The following is an 18,309-nucleotide window of genomic DNA, read 5'->3' on the forward strand; positions in this document are numbered from 1 at the left end:
GCCCCGGACCCCTCCCGGCGTCCGGGGCCCGGTGGCGTTCACGGGGTCGGCCCGGCGTCCCCCTCGGCGAGCAGCCGGGTGAGCTTGGCGTCCTGGGCGCGGACGGCCTCGCGGTGGGCGTTCAGGGCCGGGCCGTTGCGGTCGATCTGCTGGCGCTGGTAGCCCGCCAGGACGGTGAACCAGATCGCGGCCAGGTTGCTGCGGGTGGTGCAGTCGGCGTCGGCCCGGGCGGCGGCCAGTTCGGCCGGGGTGGCCTGCGGCGCGGCACGGTAGGGCTCCGGGAAGGACCGCGGGTCGGCGGCCCGGAAGCCCGCGGCCGCCATGCAGTCGGCCCACTGCGCGGTCGCCGCCGTGACCCGGCCGTCCCGTCCGGTGGCGGTCATGGAGTCCGAGAAGAGCCGCCCGAGGAGGTCGGCCCCCGGCGCCGGCGGCGCGCCGATCCGTTCGAGGGTCTGCCGGTCGCAGTCGATCCGGGCGCTGTCGTAGGCCTCGCCGGACCCGGCCGCCGGCGCCTCCGCGCCCGGGCCGGGACCGGCCGTCCGGGGCACGTGGAAGCCCTGGACGCCGGCGATCTCGGCCCCGAGGTACCCCCAGGCGCCGGCGGGCAGCGCGGTGGCGTTGTCCGGGGGGCGTGCCTCCTGAAGGCCGTCCCCGCGGAAGCCGGTGTAGCCGGCCCGGTGCATGCAGGAGACGATCAGCGCATTGCGGACCCGAATCTCCTTCACGGCGGCCTGGTCGTCGGACTGGTAAGCGGAAAGCGGAAGTCCGGTCATTCCGGCCCGGCCGGATTCCGGGGCTTTCGGTGCGTCGATCGCGGGAGGGGTCAGGGCGGAATCCGCGGAACCCCCTGCGGAGGGCCCGGAGCAGCCTGTGAAAAAGGCCGACAGAACGACTGCAGCAGCGGTCGCGGTGAATCGTCCGAAATGCGGTGGGCGGGCCAAGCGGAAGCTCCGATCCTCAGGAACGGCAGGACTGTTCGGACCCTAGCGCATGCTTGTGCGGGGCGGCCCGGGAGGCGCCGGGACGGTGCGGCTTGGCCGGAAAAGAACTGTTCGGCCGTGCGGCGCCATGTCAGCCTCTGGAGTCGCAGCCGCTACCCTTCGGAGGGTTCATATGATTCGCCGCACAAATCATTCGGAACGTCCTTCGGGACCTCGTTCCGGAAATGTTCTGGGCCGCCGGGTCGGAGCACTCGCCGTGCTCGTCGCGGCGGCCGCGACGTTACTGCCGGCCGCGAATGCCGAGGCCGTCAACCGGGTCGATTGCGGAGGCCGCACCGATTTCGCGAAGGTCTACAACTACGGCTACGGCGGCACGCTCTGTTTCGCGAACGACGGGTGGATGGCGGTGCGCGTCTACAACGTCGACCGGATCGACGCCGGGAACAACAAGGTCATCACGTACCTCGGCGGCAGCATGGGCTCCTGGACCGTCTTCAACTGGGAGCAGTACGACTTCAACGGCCACGTGGGCCACGAGGTGACGATGTACGACATCAACCTCTCCCGCTGGTAGGAGCGGGAGGACGGGCCCCGCGGGCCCGCGCGGGCGAGGAGGCCCGCTGACCCGCGGTGCCGGGCGGGTGCGGTCGCCCGGCACCGTCTCCGAAGGGTCAGAGCACCTCGACCGTGGCGCCCGGGGCCGGCCGGCGCCGGCAGTCCAGCACGTACCGGGCGTGGGTGGTGACCGCCTCGTGGTCGACCTCGTCGTGGTCGGCGAGCAGCACCACCGCGTCCGCCGCCGCCAGCTCCTGCGGGCTCGCGTCCACCCGGCGGACCGCGGCGGACGGGTCCCCGTACGGGGCGTGCCCGGCGGCCCGCGGGCCGGGGACGACCGGCTCGGGCACGTGCACCCCGACCACCACGCGCGGGTCGGCGACCCGGACCTCGGCGCCCATCCGGACCAGCAGCTCGGCGATCCGGGCGGCCGGCGTCTCCCGGGCGCCACCGGTGCACCCCGGCTGCGCCGGCGCGAGCAGCAGCACCCGCGAGCCCTCGACCGGGCACCGCCGGTCGTCCAGCGCCGCGGCGAGCCGGCGGACCACGTAGTCGGGCATGTGGCCGTTGACGTCGTTGGCCAGCTCGACGAAGCGGAACGACCGGCCGAGCGCCCGCTCCGTCCGCCAGGGCAGGTGGGTCGGGTCGATCGGCAGGCAGGGCCCGCCGGCCCCCGGGCCGGGGGTGAAGCGCAGATGGCCGAACGGCTTGGTGGCGGCCGCGTCGATGGCCGTCCAGACGTCGATGCCGAGGTCGTGCGCGAACATCGCCAGCTCGTTGACCAGGGCGACGTTCACCTGACGGAAGGCGTTCTCCAGCAGCTTGGTCAGTTCGGCCTCCCTGCACGAGGAGACCGGGACGGTCCGCTCGACCAGCCCGCCGTAGAAGCCCTCGACCACGGCCAGCGAGGCCGGGTCGATCCCGGAGACCACTTTCGGGGTGTTCTCCAGCCGCCAGACCGGGTTGCCCGGGTCGATCCGCTCGGGGCTGCAGCCGAGGTGGAAGTCCCGCCCGGCGGTCAGCCCGGACCCCGCCTCCAGCAGCGGCGCGAGCAGTTCCTCGGTGGTGCCGGGGTAGCCGGTCGACTCCAGGACGACGCCCGCCCCGGGCCGCAGGTGCGGGGCCAGCAGGGCGGCCGAGTCCTCGATGGGCGACAGGTCGGGCACGCCGTCGCGCAGCGGCGTGGGCACCGTGATCACCGCGATGTCGAAGCCCGCCACGTCGGACGGATCGGCGGACGGCAGGTAGCTGCCGTCCTCCAGCAGCGGCCGCAGCCGGCCGGCCGGGACGTCCTCGACGTCGGACTCGCCGACGGTCAGCCGTTTGATCCGGTGCTCGTCCACGTCGTAGCCGATCACCCGGTGTCCGGCCTCGGCCGCGCGGACCGCGAGCGGCAGCCCCGTACAGCCCTGGCCCGCGATGACGACGCGCATGACGACGAACCCCCTCCACCGCGGCGCTCCCCTGGCCCCTCCGGGCGTCGCCCCCGCAGTTTCACGTCCCAGGGTAGGGAGCGGGGGCCGGCCGCGCGGGCATTCCCGGGACCGGGCCGGGGAAAGAGTGAGGCCGAGACCCGTGGCGCCCTCCAGGAAAGGGCGCCACGGTTCCCGGCGCGTGGGCGGGCGCCCCCACCCAGGGTCGCCCGGCCTCGCACGCCCGACCCCCATCGGGTGTGCGACCGTGCCCTCGCAGCCATCCCCCACGGTTGGGTGCGGCGGGCACGTTCTCCATGGTGCGCGATCTCCATGGACGGGCAGTGACAGGAGTATGTCCAGTTCGTGGCGGATCGCGACGGCCCGGAAACAGCCCGCCCCACGACGGGAGCGACGGCGCGCGGCCGGTGGTTCGTCCGCGCCTGACCGCGCCCGGTCCGGCCCCGGCCGTGCACCGGGTGCGGGTCGGCCGCGCGGCGTAGGCTGGAGACCCCCGGCCGCTCGGCGTGCCGGGCCGTTCGCGTTGCCCGGACGGGCCCTCCGGCCTCCAGGGCAGCACCAGCCACGGGACGAAGAAGAGACTCCAGATGAGCCTGACCGGACTGCTCGATGTCGTCGCGCGGGACGCGGCCCTCGCCGAGGCGATCGAGGCCGCGACCGCCCCCGGTGCCGCGGCCGGCGGCCGCCGTCACCTCGACCTGGTCGGACCGCCCGCCGCCCGGCCGTTCGCGATCGCCGCGCTCGCCCGCGCGCTCGCCGGGCAGGCGGCCGGCGAGCGGGGCCGTCCGGTGCTGGCCGTCACCGCCACCGGCCGGGAGGCCGAGGACCTCGCCGCCTCGCTCCGCTCGCTGCTGCCGCCGGACGCGGTCGCCGAGTTCCCGGCCTGGGAGACGCTGCCGCACGAGCGGCTCTCGCCGCGCTCCGACACGGTCGGGCGCCGGCTCGCCGTGCTGCGCCGGATCGTCCACCCGCGGGCCGACGACCCGGCGGCCGGGCCGGTGCAGGTGATCGTGGCGCCGGTCCGCTCGGTGCTCCAGCCGCAGGTGAAGGGGCTGGCCGAGCTGGAGCCGGTGGCCGTCGGGCGGGGCGAGTCGCACGATCTGGAGGAGATCGCCCGGCGGCTCGCCGCGGCCGCCTACTCCCGCGTCGAACTGGTCGAGAAGCGCGGCGAGTTCGCGGTGCGCGGCGGCATCCTGGACGTCTTCCCGCCGACCGAGGAGCACCCGCTGCGGGTGGAGTTCTGGGGCGACGACGTCGAGGAGATCCGGTACTTCAAGGTGGCCGACCAGCGGTCGCTGGAGATCGCCGAGCACGGCCTGTGGGCGCCGCCCTGTCGTGAACTGCTGCTGACCGACGAGGTGCGGGCCCGGGCCGCCGGGCTGTCCGCCGAGCACCCGGGGCTGGCGGAGATCCTGGACAAGATCGCCGAGGGCATCGCGGTCGAGGGCATGGAGTCGCTGGCGCCCGTGCTGGTCGACGACATGGAACTGCTGCTGGACGTGCTGCCGCTCGGCTCGGTCGCGGTGGTCTGCGACCCCGAGCGGGTCCGCACCCGCGCCGCCGACCTGGTGGCGACCAGCCAGGAGTTCCTGCACGCCTCCTGGGTGGCGGCCGCGGCCGGTGGCGACCGGCCGATCGACCTGGAGGCGATCGACGTCTCGGCCGCCTCGCTGCGGTCGCTCGCCGAGGTGCGCGAGCACGCCGCCGAGATCGGCCTGCCGTGGTGGTCGGTCAGCCCGTTCGCGACCAGCGACGCCACGGTCGACGGCCTGCTGGAGTTCGACGTCAACACCCTGACCCTCGGCATGCACGCGGTCGAGGCGTACCGGGGCGACACCGCGCGGGCGATCGCCGACGCCAAGGAGCGGCTCGCCGCCGACTGGCGGGTCGTCATGGTGACCGAGGGGCACGGTCCGGCCTCCCGGCTCGCCGAGGTGCTCGGCAACGAGGGCATCCCGGCCCGGCTGGTCGCCGACCTGTCCGAGGCGCCGACCCGGGACGTCGTGCACGTCGCCTGCGGCTCGATCGAGTACGGCTTCGTCGACGAGGCGCTCAGGCTGACCGTCATCACCGAGACCGACCTGTCCGGCCAGAAGTCCTCCACCAAGGACATGCGGCGGATGCCCTCCCGGCGCCGCAACGCGATCGACCCGCTGGCGCTGGTCGCCGGCGACTACGTGGTGCACGAGGCGCACGGCGTCGGCCGGTACGTGGAGATGGTGCAGCGCACCGTGCAGGGCGCCACCCGCGAGTACCTGGTGCTGGAGTACGCGCCCGCCAAGCGCGGCCACCCCGGCGACCGGCTGTTCGTGCCGACCGACCAGCTCGACCAGGTCACCAAGTACGTCGGCGGCGAGGCCCCGACGCTGCACCGGCTCGGCGGCGCGGACTGGGCGAAGACCAAGCAGCGGGCCAAGAAGGCCGTCAAGGAGATCGCCGCCGACCTCATCAAGCTGTACTCGGCCCGGATGGCCGCGCCCGGCCACACCTTCGGCCCGGACACCCCGTGGCAGCGGGAGCTGGAGGACGCCTTCCCCTACGCGGAGACGCCGGACCAGCTGACCACCATCGCCGAGGTCAAGTCGGACATGGAGAAGTCCGTCCCGATGGACCGGCTGATCTGCGGCGACGTCGGCTACGGCAAGACCGAGATCGCGGTGCGCGCGGCCTTCAAGGCGGTGCAGGACGGCAAGCAGGTGGCGGTGCTGGTGCCGACCACGCTGCTGGTGCAGCAGCACTTCTCGACCTTCGCCGAGCGGTACGCCAACTTCCCGGTGAACGTGAAGGCGCTGTCCCGGTTCCAGACGGACAGCGAGGCGAAGGCCGTGCTGGAGGGGCTGTTCGAGGGCTCGGTGGACGTCGTCATCGGCACCCACCGGCTGTTCTCCTCGGAGACCCGCTTCAAGGACCTCGGGCTGGTCATCGTCGACGAGGAGCAGCGCTTCGGCGTCGAGCACAAGGAGCAGCTGAAGAAGCTGCGGGCCAACGTGGACGTGCTCACCATGTCCGCGACCCCGATCCCGCGCACCCTGGAGATGGCCGTCACCGGCATCCGCGAGATGTCCACCATCACCACCCCGCCGGAGGAGCGGCACCCGGTGCTGACCTTCGTCGGACCGTACGACGAGAAGCAGATCTCGGCGGCGATCCGGCGTGAGCTGCTGCGCGAGGGCCAGGTGTTCTACATCCACAACCGGGTCGAGTCGATCGACAAGGCGGCCGCCCGGCTGAAGGACCTGGTGCCGGAGGCGCGGATCGCCACCGCGCACGGTCAGATGGGCGAGACCCAGCTGGAGAAGGTGGTCGTCGACTTCTGGGAGAAGGAGTTCGACGTCCTGGTGTCGACCACGATCGTGGAGTCCGGCATCGACATCTCCAACGCCAACACGCTCATCGTCGAGCGCGGTGACACCTTCGGCCTCTCCCAGCTGCACCAGCTGCGCGGCCGGGTGGGCCGCGGGCGGGAGCGCGGGTACGCGTACATGCTGTACCCGCCGGAGAAGCCGCTGACCGAGACGGCGCACGAGCGGCTGGCCACCATCGCCCAGCACACCGAGATGGGCGCCGGCATGTACGTGGCGATGAAGGACCTGGAGATCCGCGGGGCCGGCAACCTGCTCGGCGGCGAGCAGTCCGGGCACATCGCGGGCGTCGGCTTCGACCTCTACATGCGGATGGTCGGGGAGGCGGTGGCCGAGTTCCGGGAGTCGCTGGCGGGCGGCGGCGAGGCGGAGGAGGAGCCGCTGGAGGTGAAGATCGAACTGCCGGTCGACGCCCATGTGCCGCACGACTACGCGCCGGGGGAGCGGCTGCGGCTCCAGGCCTACCGTTCGATCGCGGCGGTCAACTCGGAGGAGGACATCACCCAGGTCCGCGACGAGCTGGTCGACCGGTACGGCAAGCTGCCCGAGCCGGTGGAGAACCTGCTCCTGGTGGCGGCGCTGCGGCTGTACGCCCGGCGGTGCGGCATCGCGGACATCACCCTGCAGGGCTCCCACGTGCGGTTCGGGCCGGTCGAGCTGCGGGAGTCGCAGCAGCTGCGGCTGAACCGGCTCTACCCGCGCAGCCAGGTGAAGGCGGCGACCCAGCAGCTGCTGGTGCCGCGCCCGTCGACCGGGCGGATCGGCGGCAAGCCGCTGGTCGGGCGGGAGCTGCTGGCGTGGTCCCGGGAGTTCCTGTCGACCATGTTCGACGACCTGGCGGGGGCCAGGAAGTAGCGGACCCCGGGCGGGGGGACCCGCGGGGTACCGCAGGGGTGGCGGCGGTCTCGGGCGATGGCGCCCGGGACCGCCGTCGTCGTGGGTGGACCGGTGCCGGGCCGGCGGGTCGGTGCCGGGTGGTCGGTGCCGGGCGGGCCAGCCGTGAACAGGGCGGTCAGCCGATCTTCCACTGGCCGACCTGGTCGGCGAAGCCGTTGTCCAGGGAGAACTGGACCTTGTCGAGCTTGGTGCCGTTGGGGACCTCGAAGACCACGAAGCCCTTGCCGGTCTCGCCGGCGGCGATGTTGGTGGGGGTCTGGAAGGACGGGCCGGCCTTGGTGTCGGCGAGCGTCGGGCCGTACGCCTGGCCCTGGTCGTCGATCACCTTGGCGCTGCTCCAGGGCGCCTCGCTGTACGCCTTGGAGCCGGTCGCCTTGATCTGGAACTGCACGGCGACGTAGTGCTTGCCGTCCGCCGCGGTGAGGTACTCGTTGGTGCTCGCCGCCGGGTCGACCACCTTCACGGCGGTGACGTCGGCGGTGTTGCCCTTCTCCAGGGTGCCCTTGAGGGCGATGGTGTCGCCGATCTTGGCCGGGGCCTTGGCCGCCTCGGCCGGCTTGCTCTCGGCGGCCTTGCTCTCGGCGGGCCGGCTGTCGGCCGGCTTGACCGCGGCGGCGGAGTCGCCGGGTGCCGGGGCGGCGGCGGTCTGCTTGGCCTCGGTGGAGACGGACGGGCCGCCGGTGGAGTCGCAGGCCGTCGCGGTGAGGGCGACGAGCGCGGCGCCGGCCAGCAGGACGGCGGTGCGGCGGGTGCGGCGGGTGGTGGCGGACATGGCTGTCTCCTCGGGCCTCGGTTCTTGTTCTTCTTCTCTGCTGCGCGCCGACCTGCTGTCGACAGGAGAGATCACACCACGGGCTGTGAACCGTGTCAACAATGATTCATCGAACCTCTCCGTTCACGTGTGAACGCCTCGACCGGGGGTGCTGGATATGCTGTGTGGTCACACCACCCGTGCCGCCGCCGCTGCGGATCGCCGCCGAAGGAGCCCCCATGCCGGACCGTCCCGAGGTGACCGCCGTCGAGATCGCCCGCCTCGCCGGGGTGGGCCGCGCCGCCGTCAGCAACTGGCGCCGCCGCCACCCCGACTTCCCCCGCCCGGTCGGCGGCACCGACAGCAGCCCGACCTTCGCGCTCACCGACGTGGAGTCCTGGCTCAGGGCCCAGGGAAAGATCGCCGAACTGCCCCTGCTCGAACGGGTCTGGCGGCTCGTCGAGACCCTGCGCGACCCGGACGGCCACCCGGCCGCCCCGCTGGTCCGGGCCGGCAGCGTCCTGCTGCTGCACCACCGCGCGCCGGAGCGCTGGAACGCGCTCACCGGCCTGCCGGACACCAAGCTCGCCACCGGCCTGCCGCGCGCCCTCGCCGACACCGTCCGCACCGTGCTCGGCCCCGACGGCGCCGCCGGCCTGCACGGGTCCGGACTGCTCGGCTCCACCGAACTGGACCTCGCCCGGCTGCTCGCCGAACTCGCCGCCGCGGCCGGCCCGGCCGGTGCCTTCGAACAGCTCCTCACCCGCTACGCCGAGGCCAACACCCGCCAGCTCAGCCCCACCCCGCCGGAGGCCGCCGAGCTGCTCGCCGGCGTCGCGGGCGTCCCCGCCACCGTGCTCGACCCCGCCGCCGGCCTCGGCGCGCTGCTGCTCGCCCTGCCGTCCACCACCGACCGCTACGGCCAGGACGCCGACCCGGTCACCGCCGCGCTCGCCGGGCTCCGGCTCGCCCTGCACGCGCCCGCCGCCGACCCCGCCCCGCTCCCGGTCGAGCTCCGCCCCGGCGACGCCCTGCGCGCCGACGCCTACACCGGCCACACCTTCGACGCGGTGCTCTGCCAGCCCCCCTACAACGAACGGGACTGGGGCCACGACGAGCTGCAGTTCGACCGGCGCTGGCCCGGCGGCCTCGTCCCGCCGCGCGGCGAGTCCGAGCTCGCCTGGGTGCTGCACTGCCTCGCCCACACCCGCCCCGGCGGGCTCGCCGCCCTGCTGCTCCCGCCGACCGTCGCCACCCGCCGGGCCGGCCGCCGGGTCCGCGCCGAACTGCTGCGCTCCGGCGCGCTGCGCGCCGTCGTCGCGCTCCCGGCGGGCGTCGCGCCCCCGTACGGGGTCCCGCTCCACCTCTGGGTGCTGCGCGCCCCCCGCCCCGGCGACGACTTCCGCCAGGTGCTGATGCTGGACGCCGCCTCCGCCTCGGCGAGCTCCGCCGAGGTCGCCGAGGGCGGCCGCGACAAGGTGCGCTGGCCCGAGCTGCGCCGCACCGTCGTGGACGCCTGGCGGGCCTTCGACCTCGCGGCCCGCGAGGGCCTGCCGCTGCCCGAGGACCGACCCGGCCGGCACCGGACCGTGGCGGCGATCGACCTGCTCGACGACGAGACCGACCTCTCGCCCACCCGTCACGTCCCGCCGGCCGCCCCGCCCGGCGGCGCCGCCGGGCTGTCCCACCTCAGCGGCCGGCTGACCGAGCTGCTGGCCGGGCTCGCCGACCCCGGGGCCCTGCTGCCCGAGCCGGCCGGTGGAGCGGGCGGCGGTGCCGGTGGCGGCGCGGTCGTCACGCTGGGCGAGCTGGTCCGCGCCGGGCTGCTGGACGTGCACTCCTCCGGCACCGGTGCGCCCGCCCTCCCGGCCGATGCGGACCCGGCGGGCACCCGCGTCCTCACCGACCAGGACCTGGTCACCGGCGGCGCACCCGGCGCCGTCCTCGACCGGTCCGCCGCCGGCGCCGATGCCCTGCCGCTGACCCGCCCCGGCGACGTCCTCGTCCCCGCCCTCGGCGGCGGCACCGCCCGCGTCGTCGGCCCGGACGGCCCGCCCGCCGGCGCCGCCCTCGGCCGCCAGCTCCACCTGCTCCGCCCCGACCCGGCCGCCCTCGACCCGGACTTCCTGGCCGGTCACCTGCGCTCCACGGCCGCCGCCCGCCGGGCCGCCAGCCACGCCTCCACCACCACCCGCCTCGACATCCGCCGGGTCGAGCTGCCGCGTCTGCCGATCACCGAACAGCGCCGGCTCGGCGCCGCCTTCGCCCGGCTCGCCGCCTTCGACACCGCCCTGCAACGCGCCGCCGCGCTGGGCCGCACCCTCACCCAGTCCGCCACCGACGCCCTCGCTTCCGGCACCGCCGAGCCTCCGCAGGCCCGGTGACGCCGGAGCAGGAAGCCGGCCCGGCCGACTTCCTGCTCCCGGGCCGGGCGGGCGGCCCGCGGTGGCGGGTGATTCGGGTACGGCAGAAGGACTCCGGCGTGACGGGCGCGGGCGGTACGGTGTGCGGAGCCGGTTCCGTGATCGGGACCGCCGTCGTCCTCACCGCTCAGGAGTGCGCATGTCAGGGCAGTACCCCGGGCAGTTCGGCCCACCGCCCGGTGGCACGCCGACCGGCGGCATACCCGGCGCCGGTCCGCAGGCCTACGCCCCGACCATGGCGGTTCCCCAGCAGGGGCCCGGAGGCCAGGGCCGACCGTACGGCGTGCTCGGCCGGGTCCTGGCGGTCCTCGCGCCGCTGCTCTCCTTCGGGCTGCTCGGGATGGTCCCCTCGCTGCTGCTGGCGGTCCGCCGCCGCCGGGCGTACGACATCCTCGGCGCGGTCGTCTACGCCGGGGTCTTCCTCACCTTCTTCATCTGCATGGGGATCGCCGGCAGCTACCCCAAGGGCGACGCCCCGGTCGCCGACGCGATCGGCACCACGATGATGGTGCTGCTGTGGTTCACCCCGCCGGTGCACTTCCTGCTGATGGACCGCCAGGTGGTCTGGGCGTCCGGCCGGGTCCCGGCCGGCCCCTACGCCCCGGCGGCCGGGGCGACCGGGTACGGCTACCCGGTGCCCGCCGCGCCGGCGGGACCGGTGGGGCCGTACCCGCAGCCCGTGCAGCCCTACCCGGCCGCCCAGCCGTACGGGGCCGCCGCCCCCTACCCGCAGGCCGCCCGGCCGTACCCGGCCGTCGACTCCCACCCGTCGGCGATCTCCCACCCGCCCGTGCGCGCCGCCGGTCCCGGACCCGCCGGTCCCGGGGCCGCCGCTGCCGGGCCCGCGACCTCCGACGAACTGCGTGAACTCGGCGAACTGCTGCGCCGGCAGGCCCGCGAGGACCGCCCGTGACCGTCGCCCGGGTGATCGGCGGCCGCTACCACCTCACCGAGAAGATCGGCCACGGCGGCATGGGCCAGGTCTGGGCCGGCCGCGACGAACGGCTCGCCCGCCCGGTCGCCGTCAAGCTGCTGCGCACCGACCACCTCCTCGCCGCCACCGGCGCCGCCGACCCCGCCACCGCCGAACACCGGCGGCACGCCGACGAACTGCGCCACCGCTTCCTGCGCGAGTGCCGCACCACCGCCGCCCTCGACCACCCCGGCCTGGTCACCGTCTTCGACGCGGGCGAGGAGGGCGGCGAGCTCTACCTCGTCATGCAGCGCGTGCCCGGCGTCAGCCTCGCCGACCTCATCGCCGAGGACGCGCCGTTCCCGGTCGACCGGGCGGTCTCGGTGGCCGCCCAGCTCTGCGCCGCGCTGGCCGCCGTCCACGCCGTGCCGGTCGTCCACCGGGACCTCAAGCCCAGCAACGTGATGGTCCGTGAGGACGGCCGGACCGTCCTGCTCGACCTCGGCATCGCCACCGCGATCGACCCCGCCGCCACCCGCCTCACGCTCACCGGCGCCCTGATCGGCAGTCCCCCCTACATGGCGCCGGAACAGGCGCTCTCCACCGCCGTCGACCCGCGCAGCGACCTGTACGCGCTCGGCTGCCTGCTGCACGAGATGCTGACCGGCGAGGGACCGTTCCGCGCACCCACCGCCCTCGGGCTGCTGCGCCGGCACGTCGACGACCCACCGGTGCCGCTGCGCGAACTGCGTCCCGAGGTGCCGGCGCCGCTGGAGCGGCTGGTCCTCGACCTGCTCGCCAAGCGGCCGCAGGACCGCCCGGCCGACGCCCAGGAGGTCTACGGGCGGCTGCTGCCGCTGCTGCCCGCCGCCGTCCCCGTGCCGCAACCCCGGTACGGGCCGCTGCCCGACCCGGCCCGGCCGTACCGGCACCCGCTCCAGCCGCAGCCCCGGCCGGCCGGCGCCGCACCGGCGGCACCACTGGTGCGGGCCGTGCCGCCCCCGTTCCTGCCGGCCGCCGTTCCGGCTCCGGCGCCCGTCGCGGTGGGCGAGGACTTCGCGGCGGCCTGCGCCCGGCTCTCCGACCTGGTCGACGCGGGCCGGCGTGCCGAGGTGCTCGACCTCGCCGCCCGACTGCTGACGCGGGGCCGGGCCGAACTCGGTGACGGCGCCGCGATGGTCCGCACCGTCCGGACCATCTACGCCCGCACGCTGCTCCAGGAGCGGCGCCACCACGAGGCCCTGGCGGAGTACCGGCTGCTCGCGACGACCGCCGAGGGCGGACCGCACGGCCGCCGGGCCCTGGAACCGCGCTACCGGGCCGCCGAGTGCCTCGAACAGCTGGGGCGGGGCGCGGAGGCCCTCGCCGAGTACCAGGCCCTGCTCGCGGTGTGGCCGGAGACCGAACCGGAACGCCTGCTGGACCTCCGGGAGCGGATCGGCGTCCTGCTGGCCGCGCTCGGCGAGACCGAAGCGGCCTGGTCCTGGCTGCTCCAGCTCCTCTTCGACCGCGAACGCCGCGAGGGCCCCCACCACCCCTCCGTCCGCCGCCTCCGCCAGACCCTCGACACCCTCCAACCCCACCGCACCACCGCCACCCCCTGGCCCCCACACCCCTGACCACCCCGGCACAGGAGCGGGAGCCGACACGCCCGACTTCCCCCTCTGCCCACCTGCTGCCCAGGCGTGGGGAGCCGAAAGTCGGCGGGCCCGACTTCCCACGCTGTCCGTGCTGGTGCCGCCCACCCGCCGCCGCCCCCGGCGTGGGAGCAGGAAGTCGGCAGGCCCGACTTCCTGTGCCGCCCACCCCAGCCTCTGCCTACCTGCTGCCCGGGTGTGGGGAGTGGGAAGTCGGCGGGCCGGACTTCCCACGCTGGCCGGGCCGGTGTTGCCCCTCCCACCTCCGCCCACCCGCTGCCCCGGTGCAGGAGTGGGAAGTCAGCGGGCCCGACTTTCCACGCTGGCCGTGCCGGTGCTGCCCGCCCGACCTCCGCCCACCTGCGGCCCTGGCGTGGGGGTAGGCGGCCGAGGAGGCGGTCAGGATGGGAGCCGGAAGTCGGCGGGTCCGACTTCCTGCGCTGGCCGGGCGGGTGTTGCCCCCTCCCACCTCCGCTCACCCGCTGCCCCGGTGCAGGAGTGGGAGGTCGGCGGGCCCGACTTCTTGTGCCGCCCACCCCAGTCCTTCTGCCCACCTGCTGCCCGGGTGCGGGAGTGGGAAGTCGGCGCGTCCGACTTCCTGCGCTGGCCGGGCCGGTGTTGCCCGCCCGACCTCCGCCCACCTGCGGCCCTGGCGTGGGGGTAGGCGGTCGGGATGGGAGTGGGAAGTCGGTGGGGCGGACTTCCTGCGCCGGCCGGGGCGGTGTTGCCGCCCACTTCCCCGAGACCCCCACCGCCACCTGGCCACCCGCTCGCTGCGTCGGGTGTGGGAGTGGGAAGTCGGCGGGGCGGACTTCCTGCGCTGGTCGGGGCGGTGTTGCCGCGCACTTCCCCGGGACCCCCACCGCCACCTGGCCACCTGCTCGCTGCGTCGGGCGGGGAGTAGGAAGTCGGCGGGTTCGACTTTCCGCGCCGGCTGGGCGGGTGCTGCCCCGGCGGGAGTGGGAAGTCGGCGGGGCCGACTTTCCGCGCTGGGTGGGGTGGCTATGACTTTCGGCAGATTCGGGGGCGGGACGGGGTCCGTAGGGTCGGGTGGGTGTGGAGAGATCGGTGGGTGGAGTGGGCGCTGCTGGCGGTGGCGGCCGGGGGGATCGGGCTGACGGCGGTGTCGTTCTGGTGGGTGCTGCCGGGGGCCGGGGCGGCGTTCGCTGCCGGGGTGCGGATGGAGCGGGTGCGGGTGGCGGCCCTGCTGCTGGTGGTCCTGGTGACGGCCGGGACGCTGGTGGCCGTGGTCGTCCCGGACCGGTCCGAGCAGGCGATCTCGGTGGTCTCGGTGCTGGTCTGCGCCGGGATGGGCCCGTGGATGGTGGGCCGGTTCTGGCGGCTGTCGCAGGAACTGGTGCGGGCCGGCTGGGAGCGGGCGGAGCGGGCCGAGCGTGAGCAGCAGCTGGTGGCCGAGCAGGCGCGGCTGCGCGAGCGGGCCCGGATCGCCCAGGACATGCACGACGCCCTCGGCCACGACCTCAGCCTGATCGCGCTGCGCGTCGGCGCGCTGCAGCTGGCGCCCGGCCTGGCCCCGCCGCACCGGGAGGCGGCCCAGGAGATCCGGGCGGGGGCGGCGGCCGCCGTCGAACGCCTCGGGGAGGTGATCGGGGTCCTGCGGGACGAGACGGACGCCCACGCCTCCCGGGGCCCGGCCGACGCGGGCGTCCCGCAGCTGGTGGAGGAGGCGGCCGCGGCGGGCCTGGACGTCGGGCTGACCGTCACCGGTGAGCCGGACGGGCTGCCGCGGGCGGCCGAGCACGCCGCCTACCGGGTGGTCCAGGAGGCGCTGACCAACGCCGCCAAGCACGCCCCCGGGGCCCCGGTCGCGGTGCGGGTCGGGTACTCCCCGGACGGGGCCCGGATCCGGGTGGTCAACGGGCCGCCCCGGGGAGGTGCGCCCGGTCCGGTGACGGGCGGCCGCGGCCTCATCGGCCTGGCCGAGCGGGTCCGGCTGGCCGGCGGCACCTTCCGGTACGGGCCCCGGGACGACGGCGGCTTCGAGGTCGGCGCCCGGCTGCCGCGCTCCGGCGCCCCGGCGAGTGCCCCGGCGCCGCGGCCGGTCACGCTGTCGCCGGCCCGTGAACTGCGCCGGGCCCGCCGCCGGGTGGGCCGGATGATGGTGGCGGTGGTGCTGGCGCCGCTGACCGTCGCCCTGGCCCTCACCGCCGCGCTGCGCGGCTGGACGATCCAGGCGGCCGGCCGATCCGTCCTCGACCCCGCCGACTACGCGTCGTTGCGCGTCGGCCAGGACCGGGCCACCGTGCAGCGGGTCCTGCCGGACCACCGGTTTCCGTACCATCCGTCCGTGGGCGACCCGCCGCCCGGGGGAGAGGGAGTGACGTGCGAGTACTACGCGATGACGGCCGAGGCGTTCGGCGACGACCGCTCCGGGGACGCGTACCGGCTCTGCTTCCGGGACGACGTGCTGATCTCCCTGGACGCCCTGGTCCGGTGAGCGCCCGGTGAACGACGTGGAGCGGGCGGACGGGGCCCGCGCACCGATCCGGGTGGTGATCGCGGACGACGAGCCGATGGTGCGGGCCGGGGTGCGCGCGGTGCTCGCCACCGACCCGGGGATCGAGATCGTCGCCGAGACCGGGGACGGGCGGGAGGCGGTGGAGCTGGTCCGGCGCCACCGCCCGGACGTCGCCGTGCTGGACATCCGGATGCCCGGCACGGACGGCATCGCCGCGGCCGCCGAGATCCGCCGCGGCGCCGTCACCACCAGGACCGGAGCGGCCACCGGGATCGTCATGCTGACCACCTTCGGCGAGGACGACTACATCCTGCGGGCCCTCGGCGGGGGCGCCAACGGCTTCCTGATCAAGTCCGGCGAGCCGGAGGAGCTGATCGCCGGGGTCCGGTCGGTGGCGGACGGCGCGGCCTACCTCTCACCCCGGGTGGCCGCCCGGGTGGTGGCCCACCTCGCCGCCACCGGGGCCGGTGGCCCGGCCGACCGCAGGGCCGCGGCGCAGCGCCGGGTGGCCGGGCTGACCGCCCGTGAACGGGACGTCCTGGCGCTGGTCGCCGCCGGGCTGTCCAACGGTCAGATCGCCCGCCGGATCGGGGTGGTGGAGGGCACGGTGAAGGCGCACGTCAGCAACGTCCTGGCGCGGCTGGGCGTGGCCAACCGGGCGGCCGCCGCCGTCCTCGCCCACGAGGCCGGCCTGGCGGCGGGCCCGCCGGCCTGACCCCGGGGCGGGCGCCGCGACGGGCACCGGCGCCGCGACGGCCACCGGCAGCGGCCTGAGCAGCAGCGGCCCGAGCAGCCGCACGCCGCCCAGCGCGCCGACCGCCGCCGTCGCGGACGGCAGCAGGGCGACGACCACCGCCGCCGTGACCGCCCCGCCCAGCGCCGCCCCGGCGAGCACGTCGTGCGGGTAGTGCACCCCGGCGGCGACCCGCAGGCCGGCCGTCCCCAGACCGACGGGCACAGCCACCCACCTCGCGCGGGCCACCCACCTCGCCCACCGCGCCGGCCCCGCCCACGCCTCCCGGCGCGGCCGCAGCAGCACCAGCCCGGTGGCCAGCGCGACGGCCAGCGTCGCGTGGTTGCTGGGGAACGACCAGTCGCCCGGCGGCGGGCAGTCGGCGAGCGCGGTGGACGGCAGCGCGGACAGCGCCCGGCACGGCCGCTCCTCGTCGAGCACCGACTTCAGCAGCTCGCTCGTCCCGTACGCGAGCACCGTGCCGAGGCCGGTGAGCGCGACCCCCGCGACCGCGCCCGCGTCCCGTCGCCCGTGCGCCGTCCACCAGCCGAGCACCAGCAGCAGACCCAGCGCGAGCAGCCCGGCCTCGGTGGCGGGCTCCAGCAGGGCGGCGAGCCGGGGCGGGGCGTCGGCGACGGCCTCGGCCACCCGGCGGTAACCGGCGGCGGACCAGCCGGTGACCACCCGGACCGGGCCGTCCCCGCCCGCGCGCCCCGGCGCCAGCCACCCGACCGCGCCGGTGCCCGCTCCCAGCAGCACCACCGCGAGGGCCGTTCGGTTCCTGAGCGTGTTCGTCATGCCGCGGACGGTAGGCGCCGGGAGCGGCGGCCGGCCCGACCCGAAAGACAGGGTCCGACCTGGACGATCGTCAGGGTTGACGCCCCCGCCCGGCTGTGCGGGCGGCAGCGGCCGGGGCCCGCGGACGCTCCGGAATCCGGGGGCGGGGGTGCGGGCCGGGCGGGTAGGTTCGGGGTGTGACGACGAATCCTCCCGGCCCCAAGCTGATCCTCCTCATCACCACCCACCGGGTGGCCCCCGGCCTGCTGTCGTGGCCCGCCTGGGAGGCGCTGCGGTCGGCCGGCCGGGTGCTCGCCGCCGACCCCGCCCACCCGCAGCTGCCCGCCGTGGCGCAGGCCGGCGTCGAGGTCCGGATCGTGGCGCCCGGCTCCGCCCCCGCGCTGGCCCGGCTGCTGACCGAGGCGCCGGCCGGGCCGTCCGCCGAGGAGGCCGGTCCGACGGTCTGGCTGGGCAGTCCGGACGGCGACCCCGGGCTGACCGACGCGCTGGCCCGCCTCGCCGTCGAGCACGCCGGTGAGGTGCCGGAGATCGAGGTGCTGCCCGGCTCGTACGACCTGCCGGGCGCGCGGCTGCTGGACCTGGTCTCCGTGATGGACCGGCTCCGCTCGCCGGGCGGCTGCCCGTGGGACGCCGAGCAGACCCACGCCAGCCTGGTGAAGTACCTGGTCGAGGAGGCCTACGAGCTGGTCGAGGCGATCGAGGAGGGGGACCGCGACATGCTCCGCGAGGAGCTGGGCGACGTCCTGCTCCAGGTCTTCTTCCACTCCCGGATCGCCGAGGAGCACCCCACCGGGGCCTTCTCGATCGACGACGTGGCGGGCGACATCGTCGACAAGCTGATGTACCGCCACCCGCATGTGTTCGGCGACGCCGAGGCGAGCGGCGCGGCGGAGGTGGAGGCCAGCTGGGAGGCGCTCAAGGCGGCCGAGAAGTCGGAGCGGGAGTCGGTGCTGGACGGCGTGCCGGCCGGGCTGCCCTCGCTCGCGTACGCGGCGAAGCTGGTCTCACGGGTGCGCCGGGCCGGCTTCACGGGCGTGCCGGACGAGCCGTACGAGCTGCCCGCCGAGCTCACCGCGGAGTCGGCGGGCCGGCTGCTGCTCGCGGTGGCGCAGCGCGCGCACGACGCCGGGATCGACGTGGACGCCGCGCTGCGGGCCTCGGCGCGCGGCTACCGGGACGCGGTGCGCGCCGCGGAGGGCCTGAAGCCCGCGGAGTAGCGCCGCCCGGTGTCCGGCGGGAGCGGCCCGCGCGGCGGCGGCGCCCCGGCCCGCCGGGGCGTCCAGCGCCGGCCGCCTCAGAAGACGGCCCCGTCCTGCACCCGCCGCCCCTGCGCCCGGCCCACCACCCAGTCGATTATACAAAACTTAAGCTGCCCCCCACCACCATA

The 18,309-nt window shown here is 75.8% G+C and carries 11 protein-coding genes and 1 pseudogene; 8 read left to right on the plus strand and 4 right to left on the minus strand.

All coding sequences use genetic code 11. From position 1 onward, the window contains the following. Positions 1 to 38 precede the first annotated feature (38 nt). Positions 39 to 725: a hypothetical protein gene (locus ACFXAM_RS30275; protein ID WP_380296048.1), complete on the minus strand. Its 687-nt coding sequence runs from the start codon at positions 723 to 725 to the stop codon at positions 39 to 41. Between the two features lie 472 nt (positions 726 to 1,197). On the opposite strand from ACFXAM_RS30275, the gene ACFXAM_RS30280 reads away from it, so the two are divergent. Next, a complete protein-coding gene (locus tag ACFXAM_RS30280) occupies positions 1,198 to 1,515 on the plus strand; it encodes a beta/gamma crystallin domain-containing protein (RefSeq protein WP_380296050.1) in 318 nt (105 codons plus the stop codon). Positions 1,516 to 1,612: 97 nt separating this feature from the next. Here ACFXAM_RS30280 and ACFXAM_RS30285 read toward each other — a convergent pair whose 3' ends face one another. After that, entirely contained in the window at positions 1,613 to 2,929 is a 1,317-nt protein-coding gene (locus tag ACFXAM_RS30285) for a nucleotide sugar dehydrogenase (RefSeq protein ID WP_380296052.1), read from the minus strand. Between the two features lie 587 nt (positions 2,930 to 3,516). Here ACFXAM_RS30285 and mfd point away from each other — a divergent pair. Then, entirely contained in the window at positions 3,517 to 7,146 is a 3,630-nt protein-coding gene (mfd, locus tag ACFXAM_RS30290; protein ID WP_380296054.1) for a transcription-repair coupling factor, read from the plus strand. A gap of 157 nt (positions 7,147 to 7,303) precedes the next feature. Here the strand turns inward: mfd and ACFXAM_RS30295 are convergent, their stop codons facing one another. Next, entirely contained in the window at positions 7,304 to 7,960 is a 657-nt protein-coding gene (locus tag ACFXAM_RS30295; protein WP_380296056.1) for a DUF4352 domain-containing protein, read from the minus strand. Between the two features lie 218 nt (positions 7,961 to 8,178). Between ACFXAM_RS30295 and ACFXAM_RS30300 the strand changes: the two genes are divergently transcribed. From ACFXAM_RS30300 to ACFXAM_RS30320, 5 genes are all read left to right on the plus strand, one after another. Then, positions 8,179 to 10,323, plus strand: a complete 2,145-nt coding sequence (locus ACFXAM_RS30300; RefSeq protein ID WP_380296057.1) for an N-6 DNA methylase — start codon at positions 8,179 to 8,181, stop codon at positions 10,321 to 10,323. 178 nt (positions 10,324 to 10,501) lie between these two features. Further along, positions 10,502 to 11,275: a hypothetical protein gene (locus ACFXAM_RS30305; RefSeq protein WP_380296059.1), complete on the plus strand. Its 774-nt coding sequence runs from the start codon at positions 10,502 to 10,504 to the stop codon at positions 11,273 to 11,275. Further along, a complete protein-coding gene (locus ACFXAM_RS30310; protein ID WP_380296061.1) occupies positions 11,272 to 12,894 on the plus strand; it encodes a protein kinase in 1,623 nt (540 codons plus the stop codon). Before ACFXAM_RS30305 ends, ACFXAM_RS30310 begins: the two co-directional genes overlap by 4 nt. A 1,072-nt stretch (positions 12,895 to 13,966) precedes the next feature. Continuing rightward, positions 13,967 to 15,370, plus strand: a complete 1,404-nt coding sequence (locus ACFXAM_RS30315; protein WP_380296063.1) for a sensor histidine kinase — start codon at positions 13,967 to 13,969, stop codon at positions 15,368 to 15,370. Between the two features lie 76 nt (positions 15,371 to 15,446). Next, on the plus strand, positions 15,447 to 16,106 hold the full coding sequence (locus tag ACFXAM_RS30320) for a response regulator (protein WP_380296066.1): 660 nt from the start codon (positions 15,447 to 15,449) through the stop codon (positions 16,104 to 16,106). 141 nt (positions 16,107 to 16,247) lie between these two features. On the opposite strand, the pseudogene ACFXAM_RS30325 reads toward ACFXAM_RS30320, so the two are convergent. Beyond that, a pseudogene (locus ACFXAM_RS30325) lies at positions 16,248 to 16,922 on the minus strand (phosphatase PAP2 family protein); the annotation flags it as partial. A 176-nt stretch (positions 16,923 to 17,098) separates the two neighbouring features. On the opposite strand from ACFXAM_RS30325, the gene ACFXAM_RS30330 reads away from it, so the two are divergent. Then, complete coding sequence (locus tag ACFXAM_RS30330; protein WP_380296065.1) at positions 17,099 to 18,139, plus strand: MazG family protein; 1,041 nt, start codon at positions 17,099 to 17,101, stop codon at positions 18,137 to 18,139. The last annotated feature ends 170 nt before the right edge of the window (positions 18,140 to 18,309 follow it).

The sequence above is a fragment of the Kitasatospora sp. NPDC059462 genome (assembly GCF_042749955.1).
Classification (GTDB): domain Bacteria; phylum Actinomycetota; class Actinomycetes; order Streptomycetales; family Streptomycetaceae; genus Kitasatospora.